The organism is Nocardioides sp., assembly GCF_964228225.1.
Lineage (GTDB): Bacteria > Actinomycetota > Actinomycetes > Propionibacteriales > Nocardioidaceae > Nocardioides.
This window is the reverse complement of record NZ_CAXQZB010000054.1, coordinates 13,634-36,332: the sequence shown is the minus strand read 5'-3', so window position 1 is coordinate 36,332 and position 22,699 is coordinate 13,634. Positions and strand designations below refer to the sequence as shown.

Below are 22,699 nucleotides of genomic sequence, written 5' to 3'. Positions count from 1 at the left end.
GAGTCACCCCCCGATTCTGCCGCCCCGCCGCCGTCCCCCCGACGCGACCACCCGCGTTCGTCGAGCAGCCGCGCGCACGGTGGTGTCGGGACCGGGTGGTCCGTGCGGGTGCGGGCGTCTCGTGACGCTCGCTACTCGAGGCCCGTGGGGAGGGTCGTTCGTCGAGGGGGCGCCCTGGCGCCGTCACGAGACGCCGTGAGGCGGGGGTGGGCGTCTCCGCCCGCTGGCGCTCGCTCCACGAGGACCGTGGGTGGCGCGTTCGTCGAGGAGGCGCCCCGACGCCGTCACGAGACGTGGTGGGATGCCGTCGGCGTCGCGCGGGAAGCGGGCGCCCCACCCTGTCGCCGTTCTTGCGGCGTTCTGCGGGAACCCCGGGGTCCGCGCTCAGTAGTCTGACCGCCCGTGACCACCTCGGAGCAGATCCCGCACTTCTGGGCCGTCGTCCCCGCCGGTGGGGCCGGGACGCGGCTGTGGCCGTTGTCGCGGGCCGACCACCCCAAGTTCCTCCACGACCTCACCGGCGCGGGTCGCTCGCTGCTCCAGGCCACCCACGACCGGTTGGCCCCGCTCGTCGCCGATCGGTTCGTCGTCGTGACCGGTGCCGCCCACGCCCGCGCGGTCGCCGCGCAGCTTCCGCACCTGCCGGCCGACGCCGTCGTCGCCGAGCCGGCGGCGCGCGACTCGATGGCCGCCATCGGGCTGGCGGCCGCGCTGCTGGAGCGCCGCGATCCCGACGCCGTGATGGGGTCCTTCGCCGCCGACCACGTCATCACCGGCGAGGCGGAGTTCGCGCGGGCGCTGCGCACCGCCGTGGCCGTGGCCCGCGAGGACCGGCTGGTGACCCTCGGCATCGCCCCGACCTTCCCCTCCACGGCGTTCGGGTACATCGAGGTCGGCGCCCCGTTGGCCGGGCACGACGGCGCCGCGGAGGTGGCCCAGTTCGTGGAGAAGCCCGCGGCCGAGGTGGCCGAGGCCTACCTCGCCACCGGCCGCCACCGCTGGAACGGCGGCATGTTCGTGGTGCGTCCCGGGGTGCTGCTGGACCTGCTCGCCGCCGAGCACCCCGAGTTCGCGGCGACCCTGCGCCGCATCGCGGCCGCACCGGACCGGCTGGCCGAGCTGTGGCCGACCCTGCCCTCGATCGCCATCGACCACGCCGTCGCGGAGCCCGCCGCTGCGGCCGGCCGGGTCGCGGTCGTGCCCGCGGCGTTCGGATGGGACGACGTGGGCGACGTCGACTCCCTCGCGGGCCTGGTACCCGGCGCGGGGCCCGTGCGCGTGCTCGGCGACGACGCGCTCGTGCAGGCCCTGGACGCCAGCGGCCTGGTGGTGCCCGGCAGTGGCCGGATGATCGCCGTGCTCGGCCTCGACGACGTCGTGGTGGTCGACACCCCCGACGCCCTGCTCGTGACCACCCGCGCCCGTGCGCAGGAGCTGAAGCGGGTCGTCACGGCGCTCAAGGACGCCGGTCGCACCGACCTGACCTGACCCCACCTGACCCTCCGTTCCGGGCCCGGACGCGCACGGGGCGCCGATCCGTCGTGGATCGGCGCCCCGTGCTCGGTCGGTGCGTGACCGGGGTCAGATGACGCTGGCCTCGGGCGCGTCGGTGTAGGGGTAGTCCTGCATGAACTGCGCGAGCGCGGCGCCCGACACGTCGGTGCAGTACTGCCAGATCCCGATCGAGTCGGCCACCTGGCCGTCCTCGGTCGTGATCTTCGGGTCGTCGGACTTCGACCAGTGGGTGAAGGCGATGTGGGTGCCGTCGGGGAAGTCCGCGCCGTTCTCGTCGTCGTCGGTCCAGGGGGCCGCGATGAACTTGTTGCGGTAATCGGCGTTGGTCGCGTTGTCGAGGTCGAACTTCGAGGCGATGGCCTTGACCTGGGCGAGCGCCGTGACGTCGTCGGCGATCGTCTCGTCGTACCACAGGATCGTGTAGCCGTGCTCGAGGTTGTGCACGAGCGCCTCCAGCGGCGGCCGGTCGGCGGCCTCGTAGAACTTGTCGACGAACGGCGCCGGGGCGACGTTGAAGACGTTCCAGTGCGGGCCGTAGGCCGGCGGGGCGATGTCGTAGGTGACCGGCACGCCCTCGTCGACGTGGTTCGCCACCCCGCTGCCCGGCTTCTCCTCCGGGGCGCGGCACGCCGAGGCGGGCGCGCCGATCTCGGTGAGCGGGGTGTCGGCGTACTTGTCGAGCTCGACCTTGCCGAGGATGCGCGGCGCCACCGGGATGGCGATCAGGCCGAGCGCGATGAGCACCGCCAGGCCGATCACGAGGTTGCCGCGACGCTTCTCGCCGGAGCGCTGCTTCTTCAGGGTCGCCTCGATGCGCTGCTGGCGCTCGTTGCGTTGGGACTTCGTCGGCTTGGCCACGGCTGGGATTCTCGCCTCTCGTGCGTGGTCGTGGGTGGTGATCCGCGCCGAGTCTACGGACCCAGCGGGTGCAACCGGAGATCGCCCGGCGCCCCGCCCGGGACCTGCAGCTCCCAGCCGTGGGCGAAGGCCACCGCGGCGACCGCGTCGGGCCGTCCGGGGCGGCACAGCACCGCGCCCTCGCGCGTGCGGGCCGTGCCGGCCCCGAGCGCGAGGTCGAGGGCCGCGACCAGCTCCTCGGCCGGCACGGGGGCACCGAAGGGCGTGCGGTCCTCGGGCCGGCGGGCCACGGCCGCGATCACCGCCTGGCGGGCGCCGTAGCCGAACAGGTCGCCGCCCTCGGCGCGCACGAGCGCGGTGGCGCCGGGGCCGTCGTCGTCGGTGAGCAGGTCGGCGCGGCCGCGCACCAGCACGAAGGGCCGTCCACCGAGCTTCCCGGAGGCGAGCTCGGCCAGGCCCGCGATCTCGTCGGCCACGGCGGGGGCGGTCACGGCCAGCTCGTTGCCGTGGGCGTCGACGCGCCCGGCGAAGTCCTCCAGGACGCGCAGGCCCGCGGCGCCGATCGCGATGTCGGTCTGGCCCTCGCGCCACGCGCGTCCGGCGGTGTCGGTGACGACGACGCCGAGCCGCCGCAGGCCGGTGCGCGTCCGCAGCGCCCCCCGCAGCGCCCGGGCCGAGGCGTCGGGGTCCAGGGGCAGCAGCACGCACGACCCCAGCGCGACGTTGGAGGCGTCGATGCCGGCCGCGGCCATCGTGAGGCCGTGGCGGGTGCGCACGATGCTGGTCGGGCCGCGACGCGCCACCAGTCGACGGCTCTCGGTCGCGAGGTGCTCCTCGCGGGTGCCGGGCACGACGCGGCCCTCGGCCTTGCTCACGACCTTGCTGGTGACCACGACGACGTCGCCCTCCCGCAGCCGCCCCGGCTCGCCCAGCCCGGCCAGCGCGGCGAGCAGCAGGTCGGCGAGGTCGGTGCCCGCCGCGACCTCCCCGACCCCCTCGGGAGCCAGGGCCAGGACGGGCGCGGCCGCGGTGCGCCCGCGGGCCTCCCCGGGGACCTGCGGGGCCGGGTCCGACACGCTCACGCCCCCGCGTCGGGACGCACGAGCCGGATCGCGGCCGCGGCCATCGCGGCGGTGGCGTCGTGGTCGGTCATCATCAGCGGCACGGCGGCCGCGGCGATGCCCGCCGCCGTCACCCCGGCCACCTCGGCGGCGTCGCGCTCGTCGACCAGCCAGCCGTCGAGCACCCCGCCGTCCGCGCGGGCGCCGTAGTGGCGCGCCACCCCGCCGGCGCTCACCTCCACCCCCACGGTCTCGAGCAGCTGGTGCGCCATCCCGCGCACGTGGGTGCCGCCGACGATGGGGGACAGGCCCACCACCGGCGCCGCGGTGGCGCGCAGCGCGTCGCGCAGGCCGGGCACGCCCAGCACCGTGCCGACCGAGACCACGGGGTTGGAGGGCGGCAGGATCACGAGGTCGGCGGCCGCGATCGCCTCCACCACGCCCGGGGCCGGGCGGGCGTTCTCCAGGCCGACCACGACGACGTCGAGCGCGGGCACCGAGGCCCGCAGCCGCACCCAGTACTCCTGGAAGTGCACGACCCGCTTGCCGCTGGGCGCGTCGTCGTCGGCGAGCACCAGGTGGGTCTCGACGCGGTCGTCGGACATGGGCAGCAGCTCCACCCCGGGCTGCCAGCGCCGGCACAGCGCGCGGGTGACCTCCGAGAGCGGGTAGCCGGCGTCGAGCATCTGGGTGCGCACGAGGTGGGTGGCCAGGTCGCGGTCGCCGAGGCCGAACCAGGTCGGCTCCACCCCGTAGGCGGCCAGCTCCTCCTTGACGTGGAAGCTCTCCTCGCGCCGGCCCCAGCCGCGCTCGGGGTCGATGCCGTCGCCGAGGGTGTACATCACGGTGTCGAGGTCGGGGCAGATCTTGAGCCCGTGCATCCAGCAGTCGTCGGCGGTGTTGCCGATCACGGTGACGGCGGCGTCGGGCGCCACGCCGGGCAGGGTGCCGGCACGCAGGCCGTGCTGGAGACCCTGCAGGAAGCGGGCCCCGCCCATGCCACCGGAAAGGACGACGATAGACCCGATCGCACTGCTCATGGGCCTACTCTGCCGGATCGGTGGGGATCGGTCCGGACCGGTCCCGCTTTACCAGAACCGCGCTTGACTTCCGTGCATCACACGCATGTAATTCTTCCAGTGTCGTTCGGGGGGTCGCCTCGACCCCCATCCCCACGGACGGCACCAGGGTCGAGAGGCGGACACCATGAGAGATCTCTTTCTCCTGGCTCCGGAGACGGACGATGCGGGTTGGCAGGAGCGTGCGCTGTGCGCGCAGACCGACCCCGAGGCGTTCTTCCCGGAGAAGGGTGGCTCCACGCGCGAGGCGAAGAAGGTCTGCCTCACCTGCGAGGTGCGCGAGCCCTGCCTGGAGGCGGCACTGCTCAACGACGAACGCTTCGGGATCTGGGGCGGGCTGTCGGAGCGCGAGCGCCGCAAGCTGAAGAAGCGCGCGGTCTGAAGCGACCCCGAGCACACCAGAGGCGACCCCGGCGACGATGCCGGGGTCCTCTGTGTTTTTCGGGGGTCTCCCGGGCTCGCTCGCCGTCCCGGGGCCTCGTCGCCGGTGCGGGGCGGCCACGCTCGCGCGGGTAGTGTTCCGGCTCGTGTCGCTCGCCCCCCACGCCCGTGTCGCGGTCCTGCTGGTCAGCCACGACGGGGAGCGGTGGCTGCCCGGCGTCCTGGCGGGGCTGGCCGAGCAGGACCTCTCCGCGCCGCCGGTGCCCGAGGACGCCGCGGCCCCCGACGGGGCCCCGAGCGCCCCCGGCCGGCGGGACCCGCTGGGGGAGATCGTGCGGGTGGTGGCGGTCGACACCGGCAGCCGCGACGCCAGCCGCGACCTCCTGCAGGCCGCCGAGGTCGGCCCGGTCGACGTCGTCGTCGCCGAGGCCACCACCACCTATCCCGAGGCCGTCGCCCAGGGCGTGGCGCGGTGCCTGTCCACCCTGGAGGAGCCGCCCACCTGGATCTGGCTGCTGCACGACGACGCGCGTCCCGCACCCGACGCGCTCGCCCGGCTGCTCGCGGCGGCGGCCGACCATCCCGAGGCCGACCTGCTCGGCCCCAAGCTGCGCGAGTGGCCCTCGCTGCGTCGACTGCTCGAGGTCGGCGTCACGATGTCGGGCACCGGCCGGCGTGAGACCGGCCTGGAGCCGGGGGAGTTCGACCAGGGACAGCACGACGCGGTGCGCCGGGTGCTCGCCGTCAGCACCGCGGGGCTGCTGGTGCGTCCGGAGGTGCTCACCGAGCTCGGCCTGGACCCCCGACTGCCGCTGTTCGGCTCCGACCTCGACCTCGGCTGGCGCGCCGCCTCCGCGGGCCTCACGACGCTGGTGGTGCCCGAGGCCGTGGTCTTCCACGCCGAGGCGGCCCACCGCGGCCTGCGCCGCACCGCGCTCACCGGCACGCACGCGCGCTTCGGCGAGCGCCGGGCCGCGCTCTACACGCTGCTGGCCAACGCCACGCCCCGGCGGGTGCCGTGGCTGGTGCTGCGCCTGGTCCTCGGCACCGCACTGCGCGCGCTCGGCCTGGTCCTGCTGCGCGCCCCGGGCGAGGCGCTCGACGAGGTCGCCGCGCTGGTCGCGGTGGTGCTGCGTCCGGCGCAGGTCCGCGCCGGACGTCGCGAACGGGCCGCCGCCGGCCTCGACCCCGCCCGCGCCCGCCCCCTGCTCGCGCCGGCGTGGATGCCCTACCGCCACGGCCTGGACGCCGTGGGTGCGGTGGTCACCGCCGTCACCCAGCAGGCCACCGACGTCGCCGAACGGCGCCGGATCGCGGCCGCCGAGGCCGATCCCTCCTCGCTGGCCGCCGCCCGGCTGCGGGCCGAGCGCGCCGCCGCCCGGGCGGCCGAGACCGACGACGAGGCCGCGCTGGTCGCCGCCGACACCGGTCTGGCCGCACGGCTGCTCACCAGCCCGGTGGCGCTGGGGCTCGCCGCCGTGGTGCTGGTCCTGCTCGTCGCCGGTCGCACCGCCCTGGGCGGCGTCGTCGGGGGCGCGCTGAGCCCGGCACCGGCCTCGGTCGGCGACTGGTGGCACCTCCACACCAGTGCCTGGCACCCGCTGGGATGGGGCACCGACGTCCCGGCCCCGCCGTCGGTCCTGCCGCTGGCGCTGCTCGGCTCCGTCCTCGGGCCCGGTGCGACGGTCAGCGCCCTGCTGTGGCTCTCCGGCGTCGTCGCCCTCGGCGGCGCCTGGCGCTTCCTGCGGGTCGCGGGGCGACTCGCCAGCCCCGGCGGGGTCCCGCGCGGGCTGCTCCTGGCGGCGGCCGCGGCCTACGCCCTGGCCCCCGCCACCTCCGGCGCCTGGGGCGAGGGCCGGCTCGGCCTCGTGGTCGGTGCCGCCGTGCTGCCCTGGCTGGCGCACGCCGCCCTCGGATTCGCCGAGCCCGACGCCGAGCGGCGGCGTCGGGCGATGTGGCGGGTCGGGCTCCTGCTCGCCCTCGTGACCTCCTTCGCCCCCCTCGCCTGGTGGCTGGCGCTGGTGGTGATCGGAGCGGTCACGCTCCTGGCCGCCCGCGCGCTCGCCGACGGGGCCCACGGGGCCGACGGGGCCGACGGGGCCGGCCGGCGCCGTTCACCGCGCACCCTGCGTCAGCTCAGTGCGCCGTGGTGGGGCGCGCTGGGGATCGCCGCGGGTCTGCTCCTGCCCTGGTGGCTGCCGCTGCTGCTCACCGGCCACCCGGCCGGCCTCCTCCTCGAGGGCGGCCGCCCGCCCGGCCCCACGGTCGAGGGTCTCGACGTCGTGCTGGGCCGCCTCGGCGCCGACGCCGCACCGCGGGTGCTCGCGGTCGTGCTGCTCCTCGCGGCCGTCGCCGCCCTGCTGCCGCGCGCCACCCGGGTTCCGGTGCTCGCGTGCTGGTCGGTCGCCGGACTCGCCGTCGTGGTGGCCCTGGTGGTCGGACGGCTGGAGGTCACCCTCGGGGCGCTGCGTACCGGCGGGGGCCTCGGGATCGCGGTCCTCACCATCACCGGCGCCCTGCTCACCGCCGCGGTCCTCGGTGTCGCCGCCGTCACACGACCCGCCCCGATCCTGCCCCCCGACCCGTCGCTGTCGGCCGAGCCCGCCGGCGGTGCTCCGTCGCGGCCGGCCTCGGCCCGGCTGCTCGGCGCCGCGCTGGGGGTGCTCGTGGCGGTCGTGCCGCTCGGCGGGGCCGCCTGGTTCCTCACCGACGACCCGCTCCTCGACGACGACCCGGTCACCGTCGTGCCGGCCTACATGCTCCAGAGCGCGGCCCGGGGCGACCAGTACGGCGTGCTCGTCGTGCGCGGCGACCTCGACACCGGCCTCGACATCGCCGTGCGGCGGGGCACCGGTCCCACCCTCGGCCAGGACGAGATCGTCGCGCTCGCCGGCACCCCCGCCCGTGCCGTCGACGCCGTCACCACCCTGCTGTCGCGGCCCTCGCCGCAGGCGGTCGACGCCGTCGCGGCGCTGGGGGTGGAGTTCCTCGTGCTCCCGGCGCCCGCCGACGGGCGGGTGGCGGCGACCCTCGACGCCAGCGCCGGTCTCGCCCAGGCCAGTGCCCCCGAGGGCGGACGCGCCTGGCAGGTCACCCGCCCCGTGCCCGACGCCGTCGCCGACCCCGGGGGAGCGGCCGGTCCGCTGCGCACCGGGCTGGTGGTCCTGCAGCTGCTCGGGCTGGTCGTGGTGCTGGTGCTCGCCGCTCCGTCGGTCCGCGCCGCACGACGCGTCCCCGAGGAGGAGCCGACGTCATGAGCATCCCCGATCCCGCACCCCCGACCCGCCGGGCCGACCGGGCCTCCCAGGGCGCGCGCACGGTCCGCGGCACCCGCGTCGACCTGCGCGGGTTCGCGGCCGTGCTGGTGCTGCCCGTCCTCGTGGTGGGGGCGGCCCTCGGCGTGCGCTCCTCCGCGGACCCGCTGCCGGCCCGCGCGCCGCGCACCACCCCGCTCGCCCTCGGCACCCTGGTGTGCCCGCCCGGCGACGGCGCCGTGCGCGTCACCAGCACCGCCACCGTGCCGGGCACCGTGGCCGTGGCCGACGCCCGCACGGGCGAGGACGACGCCACCCCGGTGGAGGTGCGCCCCGGCGTCGTCAGCACCACGCGCACCGGCTCGGGGCCGGTGGTCGTGATCGGCCGCGACGCCGCCGCCCCCGGCCTCGTGGCGGCTCGCGTCGAGCGGCCCCTGGCCGCCGCCGAGTGCCGCCCGCCCGAGGTGGACGTGTGGTTCACCGGCGTCGGCGCCGGCGCCAAGCACCGCTCCACCCTGCAGCTCACCAACCCCGACGAGGGTCGGGCGGTCGTCGACGTCACGGTGTTCGGTCGCACCGGGGTGGTCGAGGCGACCGGGCTGCGGGGCATCGCCGTGCCCGGCGGGGCCTCGCGGGCCCTCGACCTGGCCACCCTCCTGCCGCGTCGCGACGACCTCGCCCTGCACGTGGTGACCTCGCGGGGACGGATCAGCGCCAGCGTCAGCGACTCCTACACCGAGATCGGGCGCGGCGCCGCCGGCATCGACGCCGTCCCGGTGCAGCCCGCGCCGGCGCGCACCCTGACCCTGCTCGGCCTGCCGGACGGCACCGGCCAGCGCTCCCTGGTGATCGGCAACCCCGGCGACGCCCAGACCACCGTCGAGGTGCGGCTGGTCACCGCCAGCTCCACCTTCGTCCCGGCCGGCATCGAGCCGGTCGACGTGGCCCCCGGCAGCGTGGTGCGCGTCCAGATCGCCCCGCTGCTGCAGCAGGCCGCGCGCGACGCCGGCGGTCGCGGCGAGCGGCTGCTCGGCCTGGAGCTGCGCGCCGGCGCCCCGATCACCGCCGACCTGCTCATGTTCGTCGCCGGCGACCTCGCCCACGCCGGGGTGGCGGTGCCGCTCGAACGCACCGCCCTCACCCCGCTCCCGCCGGGCCGGCGCACCCTCGTCCTGGCCGGGGCGCCGCGCGAGGGCGCCGTCGTCGTGCGCACCTGGGACGAGGCCGGGCAGCCGCTGGAGCCGATCCGCGTCGACGTCGCACCCGGCCGCGCCGAGCGCGTGGTCCTGCCCGAGGCGGCCCGGCTGCTCGCCGTCGCCCCGCAGGGCAGCGAGGTGCGGGCCGCGGTGCTCGCCGAGGACGACGGCGCCACCGTGCTGCGTCCGCTGCAGCCGATCCTCACCGGCGTCGTGCCCGACGTGGTCGGCGGCCTGCCCTGACCCGTCGGTGAGTCGGGACGGCTCGGGGCGGATCGGACCTGATCGGATCCGGGCGCCGTCAGCCGAGGTCGGCGAGCAACGCGGGCAGGTCCGCGGGGTCGGTCGCGTGGGGCACGAACGCGCTCGGGTGCCCGCACACCTGGTCGATGACCCGCTGCATCGGCACCTGCTCACCGGGCGAGCGGGCGTCGCCGAGCTCCAGCACCCGCACCCCCGGCGGGGCGAAGGCGGAGAGGTGCAGGGCGGTGCCCGCGCACCCGGCGATCACCGAGGCACCGGCCACGAGCCGCACCTGGTCGAGCAGCGGCAGCGTCTCGGGCGCCACCACGGTGAAGCCGAGCGCGGCGAAGCCGGCGTCCAGCGCACGGTCGCGGTCCGCGGTCGTGCGGGCCTCGCGGCCTGCTGTCCGCTCGGCGTCGTTGAAGGCGGTGCGCGAGAGGTAGACCCGTGGTCCGTCGGCCACGAGGGAGGTCGCACCGCCGGCCGCCGCCGTCATGCGCGCCCACACCCGGGCGGCCTCCGGGTGGGCCCAGCCGTTGACCACGATCGGACGTGAGGGCACCAGCAGCCGCTCCACGCCCAGCGACTCCGGCGCGACCACCCGCACGGGCAGATCGCCCCAGCCGGTGAGGTCGAGCAGGGTGCGCTGCCACGGCGCCCAGGACTCCTCGGGGCAGGCACCGGCGCTCATGTAGTGGTGGAACAGCACGCCGCGCACCGGCCCGAGCGCGGACCGCTCGGGCCACAGCGTGGGCACGGTCTCGGTGGCGAAGTGGCCGAAGTGGCCGATCCAGTGACCGCCGTAGAGCCAGGTGCCCGACAGCGTCTCGACGCCGCGGGCCTGCGCCCGGCGCACCTGCAGCGGGTCGGCCTGCACGGCCTGGTTGCCGCCGAGCCCGCCGATCTTCTGCGACTCCGGCACCAACCGCAGGTCGGCGTCGTACACCGCGCCGCGGTGCCAGCGGGTCGGCACCTGGATCGTGCGCAGCGGTCCGCGCTGGACGCGGGTGAGCAGCGCCCCGGGCACCTCCCGCAGCACGGCGGGCTCGCGCGGCTCGTGCGGGAAGCCGGGCAGCCCCCAGGTGAGGGGAGCCCCGAGGGCGGAGCGGCTCATCGGTCCTCGTCGTCCCAGCGCGGGTCCACGACGTGCGGCTCGACCCCGAGCAGGTCGGCCACCTGCTCCACGACCACGGTGAGCACCATCGCCTCCAGCTCCAGGCGGGTGCGAGCCCGGTGCTCCAGGGGTCGGCGGAACACGACGAGCCGGGTCGGGCGGCCGCCCTGGCCGCGCACCAGCGAGGACAGCGGCACGTGCCCCGGCTCCCAGTCGGCCGGCAGCTGCGGGGTGTCCTCGACGGCGTACTCCACCAGCCCGAGCCGGGAGCCCCACCGCTCCTCGAGGTCGCCGACCACGGCGAGCACGATGGCGTCGAAGCGGTCGCGCGCGCTGGGGCCGAAGGGCCGTCCCGGCACGGTCGGCATCACGCCCGGGCCCCGCATGCCGCGCCCGCGACGGTCCCGACGCCGCACGGCGGTCGGGCCGGTCGTCGGGCCGGTCATCGGGTCGGTGGGCGGCACGTGCGCGAGCCTAGCGAGCGCAGCGGCCCGAGCACGGTACGGTCGGCGCGTGAGTCTCGCTCGGCGCTGTTCGCGCACCGCCTGCGGCCGGCAGGCCGTCCAGACGCTCACCTACGTCTACGCCGACCAGACCGCCGTGCTCGGACCGCTCTCGATCTACGCCGAGCCCCACGCCTACGACCTGTGCGCCGAGCACAGCGAGCGGCTCTCCGCCCCCCGCGGCTGGGAGGTCGTGCGGCTGGTGAGCCACGTCGAGGACCCGGGTCCCAGCGAGGACGACCTGCTGGCGCTGGCCGACGCCGTGCGCGAGGCCGGGCGTCCGGCGCTCAACCCGCGGGCCCGGCGGCCCGAGGCGCTGCCCGAGTCCCGCGCCGGATCGGGGCCCGAGCCCCACCGTGAGTCCGGGCACGAGACCCTGCGGAGAGGCCACCTGCGGGTCCTGAGCCCCGACGTCCCGGGCGCCCCGGAGGTCGACGACCCCCGCTCGTGAGGGTCGTCACGGCCCGACGGGCCCCCTGCGCACCGGCGTCGCGACGCACTAGGGTTCCCCCATGGCTGACACGCTGAGCCCCGCGAACCTCGCCGCCGTCTTCAAGGCCTACGACGTGCGCGGCACCGTGCCCGACCAGCTCGACGACGAGCTCGCGCGGGCCGTGGGCCGCGCGTTCGTGGAGGTGCTCGGCGTGTCGGAGGTCGTCGTCGGCTACGACATGCGGCCCAGCTCCCCGGGGATGGCCGGGGCCTTCGCCGACGGCGCGAGCCAGGCCGGCGCCGACGTCACCCTGATCGGGCTGGCCTCCACCGACCAGCTCTACTTCGCCAGCGGCCACCTCGGGAAGGCGGGCGCGATGTTCACCGCCAGCCACAACCCCGCCCAGTACAACGGCATCAAGCTGTGCCGCCCCCACGCCCAGCCGGTCGGTGCCGACACCGGCCTGCTCGACATCCGCGACGCCGTGGCGTCGGCGGGGGAGCCGCGCCCCACCGCCCGGATCGGCTCGATCGAGGAGTTCGACGTCCTCGAGGCCTACGCCGCCCACCTGCTGCAGCTGGCGCCGGTGTCGGGCCGTCGTCTCAAGGTCGTGGTCGACGCCGGCAACGGCATGGCCGGCTACACCGCCCCGGCCGTGTTCGGCCGGCTCGGCGACGCCGTCGACCTCGTGCCGCTGTACTTCGAGCTCGACGGCACGTTCCCGAACCACGAGGCCAACCCGATCGAGGAGGAGAACCTCGCCGACCTCAAGGCCGCGGTGCTCGCCGAGGGCGCCGACATCGGTCTGGCCTTCGACGGCGACGCCGACCGCTGCTTCCTGGTCGACGAGCGGGGCCGGGCGGTCTCGCCCTCGACCCTCACCGCGCTCATCGCCGACCGCGAGCTCGCCCGCCACCCCGGCTCCACGATCATCCACAACCTGATCACCAGCCGGGCCGTGCCCGAGATCGTGCGCGAGAAGGGCGGCACCCCGGTGCGCACCCGCGTCGGCCACTCCTACATCAAGGCGACGATGGCCGAGACCGACGCCGTCTTCGGCGGCGAGCACAGCGGCCACTTCTACTTCCGCGACTTCTGGCGCGCCGACTCCGGCATGCTCGCCGCGCTGCACGCCCTCGCCGCACTCGCCGGCACCGACGTGCCGCTCTCGGCGCTGCTGGCGCAGTACGAGCGCTATCCGCTCTCGGGCGAGATCAACTCCACGGTGGCCGACCAGGCCGCGGTGCTGGCCGTTCTCGAGGCCACCTTCGGCAGCCGCGACGGCGTCACGCTGGACCACCTCGACGGGCTCACCGTCAGCCACGCCGACTGGCAGTTCAACGTCCGCGCCTCCAACACCGAGCCGCTGCTGCGCCTCAACGTCGAGGGCCGCGACGAGACCGCCATGGCGGCGGCCCGTGACGAGGCGCTGGCCCTGATCCGCAAGGATGGCTGACATGGCCGTCGACCCCGCCCTGCTCGAGATCATCGTGTGCCCCGACTGTCACGGGGCCCTGTCCGTCGTCGCCGCCGAGGGAGCCGAGGAGCTGGTCTGCGCCGACTGCGGTCTGGCCTACCCGATCCGCGACCAGATCCCTGTCCTGCTGGTCGACCAGGCCCGCAGCACCCGCTGACGCGGCGAGGACCGGCCCGATGTCCTGGTTCGACGAATCCCGCCTCGACGACGAGGCCGCGCTGGCCACCGTCGACCTCCGCCTGCGCACCCTGGCCGAGTCCGGCGCCCGGGTGCGCCGGGAAGCGGCGGAGGCCGCCGAGGCCACCCTGCTCGCCGCGGCCGTCGCCGACGGCACCCGGCCGCGCGCCGTCGTGGCCGCCGGCCCCGACTCCCGGCTGCTGCGCGCGGTGCTCGAACCCTGGTGCCCCGTGCCATTCGTGGCCTGGCCGGGACCGGCCCTGCCCGGTTGGGCCGGGTCCTTGGACCTCGTCGTCGTGCTGGCCCCCGGCGGCTCCGACGCCGGCACCGCCTCGGCCGTGGCCGAGGCCGTGCGCCGCGGCTGCCAGGTGGTGGTGGCCTGCCCGCCGTCGTCGCTGGTGGCCGAGCACGCCGCCGGCCGCGACACCGCCGTCCTGCCGGTGCTGGGCGGCGACCAGCTGGCCACCGCCGTCGTGATGCTCGACTACCTCCACCGGGTCGGCCTCGGCCCGGAGGCCGACGCCGAGCAGGTCGCCACCGCCCTCGACGGCGTCGCCCTGGCCTCCTCGCCCCACCGCGACCTCGCGGTCAACCCCGCCAAGATGCTGGCCATCGCGCTCGCCGACGCCAACCCCGTCGTGTGGGGCGGCTCGGTGCTCGCCGCGCGCGCCGCGCGCCGCGTGGCCGAGTCGGTGCGCCGTGCGATCGGGCGCAGCGCGCTGGCCGGCGACGTCGAGCAGGTCCTGCCGGTGCTGGCCGCCGCCCGCCCCCGCGACCTCTTCGCCGACCCGTTCTCGGGCGCCGACGGCGACCGCACCCCGGTGCTCGTCGTCCTCGACGACGGCGCGCAGGACCCCGTGGTGCGCGAGCAGCGCGGGCGCCTGCAGGCCACCGCCGCCGAGCGCGGGGTGCGGGTCGAGACCGTCACCGCCGAGACCGGCTCGGAGGTCGCCCGCTACGCCTCGCTCCTGCTCGCCGGCACCTACACCGCCGAGTACCTGCGGCTGGGTCTCGTCGCCGACTGACCACCCCGGCGGCCCCCGGGGTTGGTACGACGGACACCGGCGGGGAGCGTGGTGCTGGTCACGTCCCCCGCGGGGACCACGCCGTCGCTCAGCAGGAGTTCAGGGGCCTCTCAGGCGGGCTTCCTAGCGTCGAACCCCATGTCCGCACCGTCGGCAGCACCGTCCGCAGCACGCTCGGCTTCTCGGGACCCCTGGTTCGACAACGCCAAGATGACGATCCTGGTGCTCGTCGTCGTGGGGCACGCGTGGGGGCAGCTGCCCGCCACCGCGTTCACGACCCGCGTCGAGGACGCGCTCTACGCCTGGCACATGCCGGCGATGATCCTGATCAGCGGCTACTTCTCCCGCTCCGCCGACTGGTCGGCGCCTCGGCTGTGGGCGCTGCTGCGCACCATCGCGGTGCCCTACGTGCTGTTCGAGGCGGCCTACGCCGCGTTCGCGCTCCACGTCGAGGGCTACGCGTACCCCGATCCGTTCTGGGTGCCGATCTGGCCGCTGTGGTACCTGTGCGCGCTGCTCGCCTGGCGCCTGCTCACCCCCGTGCTGCTGGCGCTGCCGGCGCGCGTGGCGCTCGGCGGGTCGGTGGCGGTGAGCCTGCTCGGCGGGCTGTGGGACGTCGAGGGGCTGGCGCTCTCGCGCGTGGTCGGGATGCTGCCGTTCTTCGTGGTCGGCCTGCTGCTCACCCGCGAGCACCTCGAGGTCCTGCGCCGTCCCGCCGTCCGGCTGGCCGCGCCCGCGGTGGCGGTGCTGGTGTGGCAGGCCGCGCCGGTGCTGGAGCGTCACGGCGGGATCGGGTGGCTGTACTTCCGTCCCTACGCCGTGATGGACGCCGGCCCGCTGGAAGGCATCGTGGTGCGCAGCGCGGTGCTCGCGGTGGCGTGCGCGGCGACGGCGGTGTTCCTGGCCTGGGTGCCCCGGCGCGACGGTTGGTTCACGGCCTGCGGCACCGGCACGATGTCGGTCTTCCTGCTGCACGGCTTCGTGCTGCGTGCCGCCGACGCGGCCGGCTTCGGTGACTTCGCCGCCCGGCACCCCGTGCTCGGCGCGGTGGTCGTGGTGGTCAGCGGCACCGGACTGGCGCTGGCGCTGGCGGCGCCGCGGGTCTCGCGGGCGCTCGACCCCGTGCTCGACCCGTTCGAGCCCGCGCGCCGCGCCACGTGGGACGCCGTCCGGCTGCACCTGGTCGAGCCCGACCCCCCGGGTCCGGCGGTCGCCGAGCCCGTCCGGACCGGGCCGGTGACGCGGTAGCGTGCCGCCATGAGCGCTGGTCTGTTCGGTCTCCTCGACGACGTCGCCGCCCTGGCCAAGCTGGCGGCCGCCTCGGTCGACGACGTCGGCGCCGCCGCGGGCCGGGCCAGCATGAAGGCCGCCGGTGTGGTGGTCGACGACACCGCGGTCACGCCCCAGTACGTCGCCGGCGTCGCCGCCGAGCGCGAGCTGCCGATCATCCGGCGCATCGCGGTCGGCTCGCTGCGCAACAAGGTGCTCTTCATCCTCCCCGCCGCCCTGCTGCTCTCGGAGTTCGCCGACTGGGCGCTGCCGGTGATCCTGATCGTGGGCGGTGCCTACCTCGCCTTCGAGGGGGCCGAGAAGCTGTGGGAGCGGTTCGCCGGCCACCACGAGGAGGCGACCACCGACACGGTCGAGCCGGTCGATCCCGCCGCCGCCGAGCGCACCGTCGTCTCCGGCGCCATCCGCACCGACTTCATCCTCTCCGCCGAGATCATGGTGATCGCCCTGGACGAGGTCTCCACCGAGCCCTTCGTCTCCCGGCTGCTGATCCTGCTCGCGGTCGCGCTGCTCATCACCGTGCTGGTCTACGGCGTGGTGGCCCTGATCGTGAAGATGGACGACGCCGGCCTCGCGCTCGCCCAGCGCCCCTCGGCCCTGGCCCGGCGGGTCGGGCGCGGCCTGGTGGCCGGCATGCCGCGGCTGCTGGCGGCGATCTCCGCCGTCGGGGTCGCGGCGATGCTGTGGGTGGGCGGCCACATCCTGCTGGTGCAGCTCGACGAGCTCGGCTGGCACGGGCCCTACGAGCTGCTGCACCACCTCGAGGAGGAGGTGCACCACGCCACGGAGGACCTCGGGGCGGCCAGCGGTGTGCTGGCGTGGCTCACCGCCACCGCCGGTGCGGCGGTGGTCGGCGTCGTCGTCGGCGCCGTCGTGGTGGCCGTGATGCACGCCGTGCACGCCCGGCGCCACCGCACCGCGCACTGAGGGCACCGACGGGGAGACCGCCTGCCCGGTCTCCCTGGGGATGAGGTGCGCGTGAGGATTCCCACTCCATCCGGGGGGCGTTCTACCCTCGAATCACGGGTGTTCCGCACCCGACACCGCACATCCCGCATCCCCTCAGGAGCACTAGTGGACTTCAAGGTCGCCGACCTCTCTCTGGCCGATTTCGGACGCACCGAGATCCAGCTCGCCGAGCACGAGATGCCCGGCCTGATGGCGATGCGTGAGCGCTACGGCGCCACCAAGCCCCTGCGCGGCGCCCGCATCACCGGCTCGCTGCACATGACCATCCAGACCGCCGTGCTGATCGAGACCCTCGTCGAGCTCGGCGCCGAGGTGCGCTGGGCCTCGTGCAACATCTTCTCCACCCAGGACCACGCCGCCGCCGCGGTCGTCGTCGGCCCGAACGGCACCCCCGAGGACCCGCAGGGCGTCCCGGTGTTCGCCTGGAAGGGCGAGACCCTGGAGGAGTACTGGTGGTGCACCCAGCAGATCCTCGAGTGGCCCGACGACGAGAACGGCGACCCCGTGTTCGCCAACATGATCCTCGACGACGGCGGCGACGCGACCCTGCTCGTCCACCTCGGTCTGGACATGGAGAAGAACGGCATCGCCCCCGACCCGGCCTCGGCCACCAGCGGCGAGCAGGCCGTCATCTTCCAGGTGCTCAAGGACAGCCTGGCCACCAGCTCCGACCGCTGGACCAACATCGCCGAGCACATCCAGGGCGTCACCGAGGAGACCACCACCGGTGTCCACCGCCTCTACGAGATGATGCGCGAGGGCTCGCTGCTCTTCCCGGCCATCAACGTCAACGACTCGGTCACCAAGTCCAAGTTCGACAACAAGTACGGCTGCCGCCACAGCCTCATCGACGGCATCAACCGCGCCACCGACGTCCTGATCGGCGGCAAGGTCGCGGTCGTGTGCGGCTACGGCGACGTCGGCAAGGGCTCCGCGGAGTCCCTGCGCGGCCAGGGCGCCCGCGTCGTGGTCACCGAGATCGACCCCATCTGCGCGCTGCAGGCCGCGATGGACGGCTACCAGGTCACCACCCTCGAGGACGTCCTCGACATCGCCGACATCGTCATCACCGCCACCGGCAACAAGAACGTCGTCACGGTCGACCACATGCGCCGGATGAAGCACAACGCGATCGTGGCCAACATCGGCCACTTCGACAACGAGATCGACATGGCGGGCCTCGAGGCCCCCGGCGTGGCCACCCGCAAGAACGTCAAGCCGCAGGTGGACATCTGGACCTTCAACGAGGGTGTCGGCGCCGGCAAGTCGATCATCATCCTCTCCGAGGGCCGCCTGATGAACCTGGGCAACGCCACCGGCCACCCCTCGTTCGTGATGTCGAACTCCTTCACCAACCAGGTGCTGGCCCAGATCGAGCTCTTCACCAAGGGCGAGGACTACCCGGTCGGCGTCTACGTGCTGCCCAAGCACCTGGACGAGGAGGTCGCCCGTCTGCACCTCGGCGCCCTGGGCGTCAAGCTCACCGAGCTCACCGAGGACCAGGCCTCCTACCTCGGCATGGAGGTCTCCGGGCCGTACAAGCCGGAGGCCTACCGCTACTGAGCGGTCCCTCCTCCGATCCGACCGGGCCGGGTCGGTGCGCGCGAGCGCACCGGCCCGGCCCGCGCCGTCGCGCCCCCCGGCTGGCATCATGGGAGGCATGACGCTGCCGTCCTCCGACCTGGTCACGCACGGTCGCGTGCTCGTGGTCGACGACGACGCCGCGCTGGCCGAGATGCTCTCGATCGTGCTGCGCCAGGAGGGCTTCGACTCCCGCACCGTCGCCCGGGGCGACCTGGCCCTGGAGGCCGTGCGGGACTACCAGCCCGACGTCGTCCTGCTCGACGTCATGCTCCCCGGACGCGACGGCATCGACGTGTGCCGCCAGATCCGGGCCGAGTCGGGCGTGCCGATCGTGATGCTCACCGCCAAGGGCGACACCGTCGACGTGGTGGTGGGGCTGGAGTCCGGCGCCGACGACTACGTCGTCAAGCCCTTCAAGCCCAAGGAGCTCGTGGCCCGCATCCGCGCCCGCGTGCGCCGCCGCGAGCGCGAGACAGTCGAGAGCGCGCCGGAGCAGCTCACGATCGGCGACCTCACCATCGACGTGGCCGGCCACGCCGTCCAGCGCGACGGCGCCCCGATCGCCCTCACGCCGCTGGAGTTCGACCTGCTGCTGTGCCTGGCGCGCAAGCCCTGGCAGGTCTTCACCCGCGAGATGCTGCTCGAGACGGTGTGGGGCTACCGCCACGCCGCCGACACCCGCCTGGTGAACGTGCACGTGCAGCGGCTGCGCTCCAAGGTCGAGCACGACCCCGAGCACCCCGAGATCGTGCTCACCGTGCGCGGCGTGGGCTACAAGGCGGGCCAGGGCTGAGCGCGATGGCGCCCCCCACCGGTGCCGTGCGCCGCGCCGGGTCGGGGCCCCGCCGGGCCCTCACCTTCTGGCGTCGCAGCACCCAGCTGCGGGTGCTGGTCAGCACGCTGGTGCTCTCGGCACTCGTGGTCTCGGCCGTCAGCTGGTTCCTGCTGCGCCAGACCCGCGACGGCCTGCTCGACCACCGCGTCGACGCCGTCGTGGCCGAGGCCGGCTCGGAGACCCGCGACGCCGAGGCGCTGCTGGCCGGCGCCTCCCCGGGCGACGTCGACGTCGACAAGCAGGTGCGCGACCTGGCCGACCCGATCATCGCCCGCGGTCTGACCCGCGGCTTCGACGTCGTGCTCACCGGACCGGTCGATCCCGCTCCCGGGGCCACCGAGGTCCCGTCCTCGCCGCAGGTCTCGCTGTCCACGGCGGGACTCGACGTCGCCCGCAGCGTTCCTGCCGCGCTGATCGAGACGATGACGCAGCCGGGTGCGGCGCCGTCGTGGACCTACACCCGGGTGGTCGACGCCGACGGCGCCCGGCCCGGGGTGGCGGTGGCCTCCTCGGTGCGCCTGCCCGCCGACGGCCGCACCTACGTGCTGTACCTGCTCTTCGGGCTCGACGAGGAGCAGGAGACCCTCGGCCTGGTGCAGCGGGCCCTGCTCACGGCCTCGGTGCTGCTGCTCGTGCTCGTCGCCGGCCTCACCTGGCTGGTGACCCGCCAGGTCGTCACGCCGGTGCGGATGGCGCGCCAGGTGGCCGAGCGGCTCGCGGCCGGCCGGCTCCAGGAGCGGCTGCGGGTGCGCGGCGAGGACGACCTCGCGCGCCTGGCCACGTCGTTCAACCAGATGGCCAGCAACCTGCAGCGCCAGATCCGGCAGCTGGAGGAGCTCAGCCGCGTCCAGCGTCGCTTCGTCTCCGACGTCTCCCACGAGCTGCGCACCCCGCTCACCACGGTGCGCATGGCCAGCGACGTGCTCCACGACGCCCGCGCCGACTTCGACCCCGGCGCCGCCCGCGCCGCCGAGCTGCTCCAGCACGAGCTGGACCGGTTCGAGACCCTGCTCACCGACCTGCTCGAGATCAGCCGGTTCGACGCCGGTGCGGCGGTGCTGGAGACCAGTGAGATCAACCTCGGCGACGTCGTGCGCCGCGTGGTCGCCGGCACCGCGGTGCTCGCCGAGCAGCGCGGCGTGCGCGTGGAGATCGTCGACGCCACGGCCCCGGCACCCGCGGACCCGGCGGGGCCTGCGGACCTCGCCCCCGGCGGCGCGGCGGCCGAGGTGTCTCCCGACGACGGGCCGAGCGGTCGGGCGTGCCTGGCCGAGGCCGACGAGCGCCGCATCGAGCGGGTCGTGCGCAACCTGGTGTCCAACGCCATCGACCACGCCGACCCCACCCGGGAGGGCCCCGGCGTGGTGATCACGCTGGGGGCCGACGACGCCGCCTCGGCGATCACCGTGCGCGACTTCGGCGTCGGCCTGGAGGCGGGGGAGTCGGCGATGGTGTTCAACCGTTTCTGGCGGGCCGACCCGGCGCGCGCCCGCACCAGCGGCGGTACGGGACTCGGGCTGTCGATCGCGCTGGAGGACGCCCACCTGCACGGCGGCTGGCTGCAGGCCTGGGGACGCCCCGGCCGCGGCGCCCAGTTCCGACTCACCCTGCCCCGCCGCACCGGGGGCACCCTGCGCCGCAGCCCGCTCCCGTTGGAACCCCGTGACGCCGCATCGCCGGGGTCGCCGGGGTCACCGGAGTCGCCGGCGTCGGCGGGCTCGGGGGCGGCCCGATGACGCCGCGGCCCCGGCAGCGGGTCGCGGTGCTCACCTGCGTCGCCTGGGTCGTGGGGCCGGTGCTGGCCCTGACGTCGTGCACCTCGCTGCCCGAGCAGGGGCCGGTGCGCAGCACCGGCGCCGAGGCCCGCGCGGCGGAGGGCCGCGCCAGCGACATCACCCCCGCGCCGCCGGTGCCGGGGGCCACCCGGGCCGAGATCGTCGACGGCTTCCTGCGGGCCATGACCGCCTCCCCGATCCGGGAGGAGGTCGCGGCGCAGTTCCTCACCGACCAGGCGGCGTCCGGGTGGGCCCCCGACCGCGCCACCATCACCTACGAGGGACGCGGCAACCCGATCGACCGCGGGGGACTGGTCACGGTCGCCCTCGACGGTGCCGATCGCCTCGACCGCGATCGGGCGTACCAGGGTCCCCTCGGCGCCGACGCGGCCGAGCTGGTGTGGCGGCTGCGGCTGGTGGCGGGGGAGTGGCGCATCGACAACCCGCCCGACGCGCTGATCGTGCCGCTGACCTGGTTCGTCCAACGCTTCCGCCGGGCCGACCTCTACTTCTACGACCCCAGCGGTCGCATCCTGGTGCCTCAGCCGGTGTACGTGCCGCGCGGCGAGCAGCTGGCCTCCAGCCTGGTCACCGGGCTGGTCGGGATCGGTGCCCGGCTGGCGCCCGGCCGGGTCATGCGCACCGCGCTGCCGCCCGGCACCGCGGCCGGTCTGGGGGTGCCGGTCACCGCCGACGGTGTCGCCCAGGTGACGCTCACCGGCGCTGCGCCGGAGCCCGCGGCGGCGGCCGACATCTACGCGCAGGTGGCCTGGACGCTGCGCCAGGACCCGCGGGTCACCGCGGTCCAGCTGACCGTCGACGGCGTGCTCGTGCCGACCCCCGACGGCGGGGCCACCTACCCGGTCGAGGACGCCGCGTCCGTCGACCCGGCCGGGTCCGGCGCCGATCCGTCCCTGTTCGCGCTGCGCGGCGGCGTCCTCACCCGGCGCGAGGGCAACGAGCTGGTGCCCGTCGCCGGCCCGTTCGGCACCCGGGCCCGCGAGCTCGCCGCCGTCGCCGTCGACCTGCCCGGCCAGCGGGCCGCCGCCGTCGGCGACGGCGGCCGCAGCCTCGTGGTGGGACCGCTCGGTCCTCCCGCCCCCGCGGGGCTGGCAGGAGCGGGGACCACCGCGCCCGCTCCGCCGCAGCGCCCCCTGCGGCGTCCGCTGACCGGAGCCACCGACCTGCTCCGTCCGGGCTGGGACGTCCTCGGACGGTTGTGGACGATCGACCGCACGCCGGCCGGCGCGGTGGTGCGCTACCTCGACCTCGGTCCCGGCGGTGCCGACGCGGACGGCCCCGTCCCGGGAGAGACCGACGCCGGCGGCACCGGCACCGGGGACGCGGGGTCGGTCACCGTCCACACCGTGCGTGCGCCGGGCATCTCGGGGCGACGGGTCTCCTCCTTCCTGGTCTCGCGCGACGGCACCCGGCTGGTGGCGGTGGTGCAGGGCCGTCGCGCCGACCAGGTGCTGGTCGGCCGGATCGAGGTCGACGCCGGCGGTGTCGTGCGGCGGCTGGTCGACGTCCGCCCGCTGCTGGGGCGGGCCCTGCCCGACCTGCGGGTGCGGGCGGTGGCGTGGACCTCGCCCACCACGCTCGCGGTGGCCTCGGTGCTGCCCGGCGGTGCGGTGGCCGCGGGTGCCGGCGCCGTCGAGGTGCGCTCGGTGCCGGTCGACGGCGCTCCGGCCGCCACCACCACCCTGGCCACCGTGCTCGCCGACGGCGTGCGCGGCCTGGCCGCGACGCCGACCCCGGACCTGCCGGCCTACCTGGTCACGGCCACGGGGTTGGTCGACCTCGCGACCGACGCCCGCTACGGCTTCGTGGGCGACGCCCCGAGTGCGGTGACCTACGTCGGCTGATCCTCCCCAGGCCGGTGAACGGTGGGGTGCGTCCCCGGGCGCGGTGGCCGCGTCGACGCGCGCCG

General features: G+C 75.7%; 19 protein-coding genes. 14 read left to right on the top strand and 5 right to left on the bottom strand.

Annotated features, from left to right (window positions below; translation table 11 throughout):
• Positions 1-402: 402 nt before the first annotated feature.
• Positions 403-1,488 (top strand): mannose-1-phosphate guanylyltransferase, encoded by a 1,086-nt coding sequence (locus ACERUJ_RS14005; protein WP_370249272.1) that lies wholly within the window; start codon positions 403-405, stop codon positions 1,486-1,488.
• A 93-nt stretch (positions 1,489-1,581) separates the two neighbouring features.
• Here the strand turns inward: ACERUJ_RS14005 and ACERUJ_RS14000 are convergent, their stop codons facing one another.
• The 3 genes from ACERUJ_RS14000 to cofD are packed head-to-tail and all read right to left on the bottom strand — an operon-like array spanning position 1,582 to position 4,474.
• A complete protein-coding gene (locus tag ACERUJ_RS14000) occupies positions 1,582-2,373 on the bottom strand; it encodes a DUF3105 domain-containing protein (protein ID WP_370249270.1) in 792 nt (263 codons plus the stop codon).
• Positions 2,374-2,426: 53 nt separating this feature from the next.
• Positions 2,427-3,455 carry a coenzyme F420-0:L-glutamate ligase gene (cofE, locus tag ACERUJ_RS13995; RefSeq protein WP_370249268.1) on the bottom strand — a complete coding sequence of 343 codons (1,029 nt, stop codon included), beginning with the start codon at positions 3,453-3,455 and terminating at the stop codon, positions 2,427-2,429.
• A complete protein-coding gene (cofD, locus tag ACERUJ_RS13990) occupies positions 3,452-4,474 on the bottom strand; it encodes a 2-phospho-L-lactate transferase (protein WP_370249267.1) in 1,023 nt (340 codons plus the stop codon). The genes cofE and cofD overlap by 4 nt, the downstream gene beginning before the upstream one ends.
• 166 nt (positions 4,475-4,640) lie before the next feature.
• Here cofD and ACERUJ_RS13985 point away from each other — a divergent pair, with 166 nt between their 5' ends.
• From ACERUJ_RS13985 to ACERUJ_RS13975, 3 genes are all read left to right on the top strand, one after another.
• Positions 4,641-4,895: a WhiB family transcriptional regulator gene (locus tag ACERUJ_RS13985; protein WP_370249266.1), complete on the top strand. Its 255-nt coding sequence runs from the start codon at positions 4,641-4,643 to the stop codon at positions 4,893-4,895.
• Positions 4,896-5,040: 145 nt separating this feature from the next.
• A complete protein-coding gene (locus tag ACERUJ_RS13980; RefSeq protein ID WP_370249265.1) occupies positions 5,041-8,151 on the top strand; it encodes a glycosyltransferase in 3,111 nt (1,036 codons plus the stop codon).
• Positions 8,148-9,587, top strand: coding sequence for a DUF5719 family protein (locus ACERUJ_RS13975; RefSeq protein WP_370249262.1), 1,440 nt, complete (start codon positions 8,148-8,150; stop codon positions 9,585-9,587). Before ACERUJ_RS13980 ends, ACERUJ_RS13975 begins: the two co-directional genes overlap by 4 nt.
• A gap of 58 nt (positions 9,588-9,645) precedes the next feature.
• Here ACERUJ_RS13975 and ACERUJ_RS13970 read toward each other — a convergent pair whose 3' ends face one another.
• Both ACERUJ_RS13970 and ACERUJ_RS13965 read right to left on the bottom strand, forming a co-directional pair.
• On the bottom strand, positions 9,646-10,701 hold the full coding sequence (locus ACERUJ_RS13970) for a DUF563 domain-containing protein (protein WP_370249260.1): 1,056 nt from the start codon (positions 10,699-10,701) through the stop codon (positions 9,646-9,648).
• Positions 10,698-11,165, bottom strand: a complete 468-nt coding sequence (locus ACERUJ_RS13965; RefSeq protein ID WP_370249259.1) for a metallopeptidase family protein — start codon at positions 11,163-11,165, stop codon at positions 10,698-10,700. The genes ACERUJ_RS13970 and ACERUJ_RS13965 overlap by 4 nt, the downstream gene beginning before the upstream one ends.
• Positions 11,166-11,214: 49 nt before the next feature.
• Between ACERUJ_RS13965 and ACERUJ_RS13960 the strand changes: the two genes are divergently transcribed.
• The 10 genes from ACERUJ_RS13960 to ACERUJ_RS13915 all read left to right on the top strand — a co-directional run bounded on the left by ACERUJ_RS13960 (position 11,215) and on the right by ACERUJ_RS13915 (position 22,634).
• Entirely contained in the window at positions 11,215-11,655 is a 441-nt protein-coding gene (locus ACERUJ_RS13960; protein ID WP_370249258.1) for a DUF3499 domain-containing protein, read from the top strand.
• 61 nt (positions 11,656-11,716) lie between these two features.
• Positions 11,717-13,093, top strand: a complete 1,377-nt coding sequence (locus ACERUJ_RS13955; protein WP_370249256.1) for a phosphomannomutase/phosphoglucomutase — start codon at positions 11,717-11,719, stop codon at positions 13,091-13,093.
• A 1-nt stretch (position 13,094) separates the two neighbouring features.
• Complete coding sequence (locus tag ACERUJ_RS13950; protein WP_370249254.1) at positions 13,095-13,271, top strand: Trm112 family protein; 177 nt, start codon at positions 13,095-13,097, stop codon at positions 13,269-13,271.
• A 19-nt stretch (positions 13,272-13,290) separates the two neighbouring features.
• Complete coding sequence (locus ACERUJ_RS13945) at positions 13,291-14,316, top strand: SIS domain-containing protein (RefSeq protein WP_370249253.1); 1,026 nt, start codon at positions 13,291-13,293, stop codon at positions 14,314-14,316.
• Between the two features lie 138 nt (positions 14,317-14,454).
• Positions 14,455-15,564, top strand: coding sequence for an acyltransferase family protein (locus ACERUJ_RS13940; RefSeq protein WP_370249252.1), 1,110 nt, complete (start codon positions 14,455-14,457; stop codon positions 15,562-15,564).
• A gap of 9 nt (positions 15,565-15,573) precedes the next feature.
• Entirely contained in the window at positions 15,574-16,533 is a 960-nt protein-coding gene (locus ACERUJ_RS13935; protein ID WP_370249251.1) for a DUF808 domain-containing protein, read from the top strand.
• Between the two features lie 147 nt (positions 16,534-16,680).
• A complete protein-coding gene (gene ahcY / locus ACERUJ_RS13930; RefSeq protein ID WP_370249250.1) occupies positions 16,681-18,138 on the top strand; it encodes an adenosylhomocysteinase in 1,458 nt (485 codons plus the stop codon).
• 97 nt (positions 18,139-18,235) lie between these two features.
• Complete coding sequence (gene mtrA / locus ACERUJ_RS13925) at positions 18,236-18,952, top strand: MtrAB system response regulator MtrA (RefSeq protein WP_370249249.1); 717 nt, start codon at positions 18,236-18,238, stop codon at positions 18,950-18,952.
• Between the two features lie 5 nt (positions 18,953-18,957).
• Positions 18,958-20,730 carry an ATP-binding protein gene (locus ACERUJ_RS13920; RefSeq protein ID WP_370249247.1) on the top strand — a complete coding sequence of 591 codons (1,773 nt, stop codon included), beginning with the start codon at positions 18,958-18,960 and terminating at the stop codon, positions 20,728-20,730.
• The gene (locus ACERUJ_RS13915; protein ID WP_370249246.1) at positions 20,727-22,634 is read left to right on the top strand and encodes an LpqB family beta-propeller domain-containing protein; all 1,908 of its coding nucleotides are present in this window, start codon (positions 20,727-20,729) and stop codon (positions 22,632-22,634) included. Before ACERUJ_RS13920 ends, ACERUJ_RS13915 begins: the two co-directional genes overlap by 4 nt.
• Positions 22,635-22,699: the final 65 nt, after the last annotated feature.

Excerpts from the sequence above, each read along its gene's own strand:
- cofD (WP_370249267.1), bottom strand. The coding sequence starts at position 4,474 with ATGAGCAGTGCGATCGGGTCTATCGTCGTCCTTTCCGGTGGCATGGGC.
- ACERUJ_RS13985 (WP_370249266.1), top strand. The coding sequence starts at position 4,641 with ATGAGAGATCTCTTTCTCCTGGCTCCGGAGACGGACGATGCGGGTTGG.
- ACERUJ_RS13975 (WP_370249262.1), top strand. The coding sequence starts at position 8,148 with ATGAGCATCCCCGATCCCGCACCCCCGACCCGCCGGGCCGACCGGGCC.
- ACERUJ_RS13970 (WP_370249260.1), bottom strand. The coding sequence starts at position 10,701 with ATGAGCCGCTCCGCCCTCGGGGCTCCCCTCACCTGGGGGCTGCCCGGC.
- ACERUJ_RS13955 (WP_370249256.1), top strand. The coding sequence starts at position 11,717 with ATGGCTGACACGCTGAGCCCCGCGAACCTCGCCGCCGTCTTCAAGGCC.
- ACERUJ_RS13950 (WP_370249254.1), top strand. The coding sequence starts at position 13,095 with ATGGCCGTCGACCCCGCCCTGCTCGAGATCATCGTGTGCCCCGACTGT.
- ACERUJ_RS13945 (WP_370249253.1), top strand. The coding sequence starts at position 13,291 with ATGTCCTGGTTCGACGAATCCCGCCTCGACGACGAGGCCGCGCTGGCC.
- ACERUJ_RS13940 (WP_370249252.1), top strand. The coding sequence starts at position 14,455 with ATGTCCGCACCGTCGGCAGCACCGTCCGCAGCACGCTCGGCTTCTCGG.
- ACERUJ_RS13935 (WP_370249251.1), top strand. The coding sequence starts at position 15,574 with ATGAGCGCTGGTCTGTTCGGTCTCCTCGACGACGTCGCCGCCCTGGCC.
- mtrA (WP_370249249.1), top strand. The coding sequence starts at position 18,236 with ATGACGCTGCCGTCCTCCGACCTGGTCACGCACGGTCGCGTGCTCGTG.
- ACERUJ_RS13920 (WP_370249247.1), top strand. The coding sequence starts at position 18,958 with ATGGCGCCCCCCACCGGTGCCGTGCGCCGCGCCGGGTCGGGGCCCCGC.
- ACERUJ_RS13915 (WP_370249246.1), top strand. The coding sequence starts at position 20,727 with ATGACGCCGCGGCCCCGGCAGCGGGTCGCGGTGCTCACCTGCGTCGCC.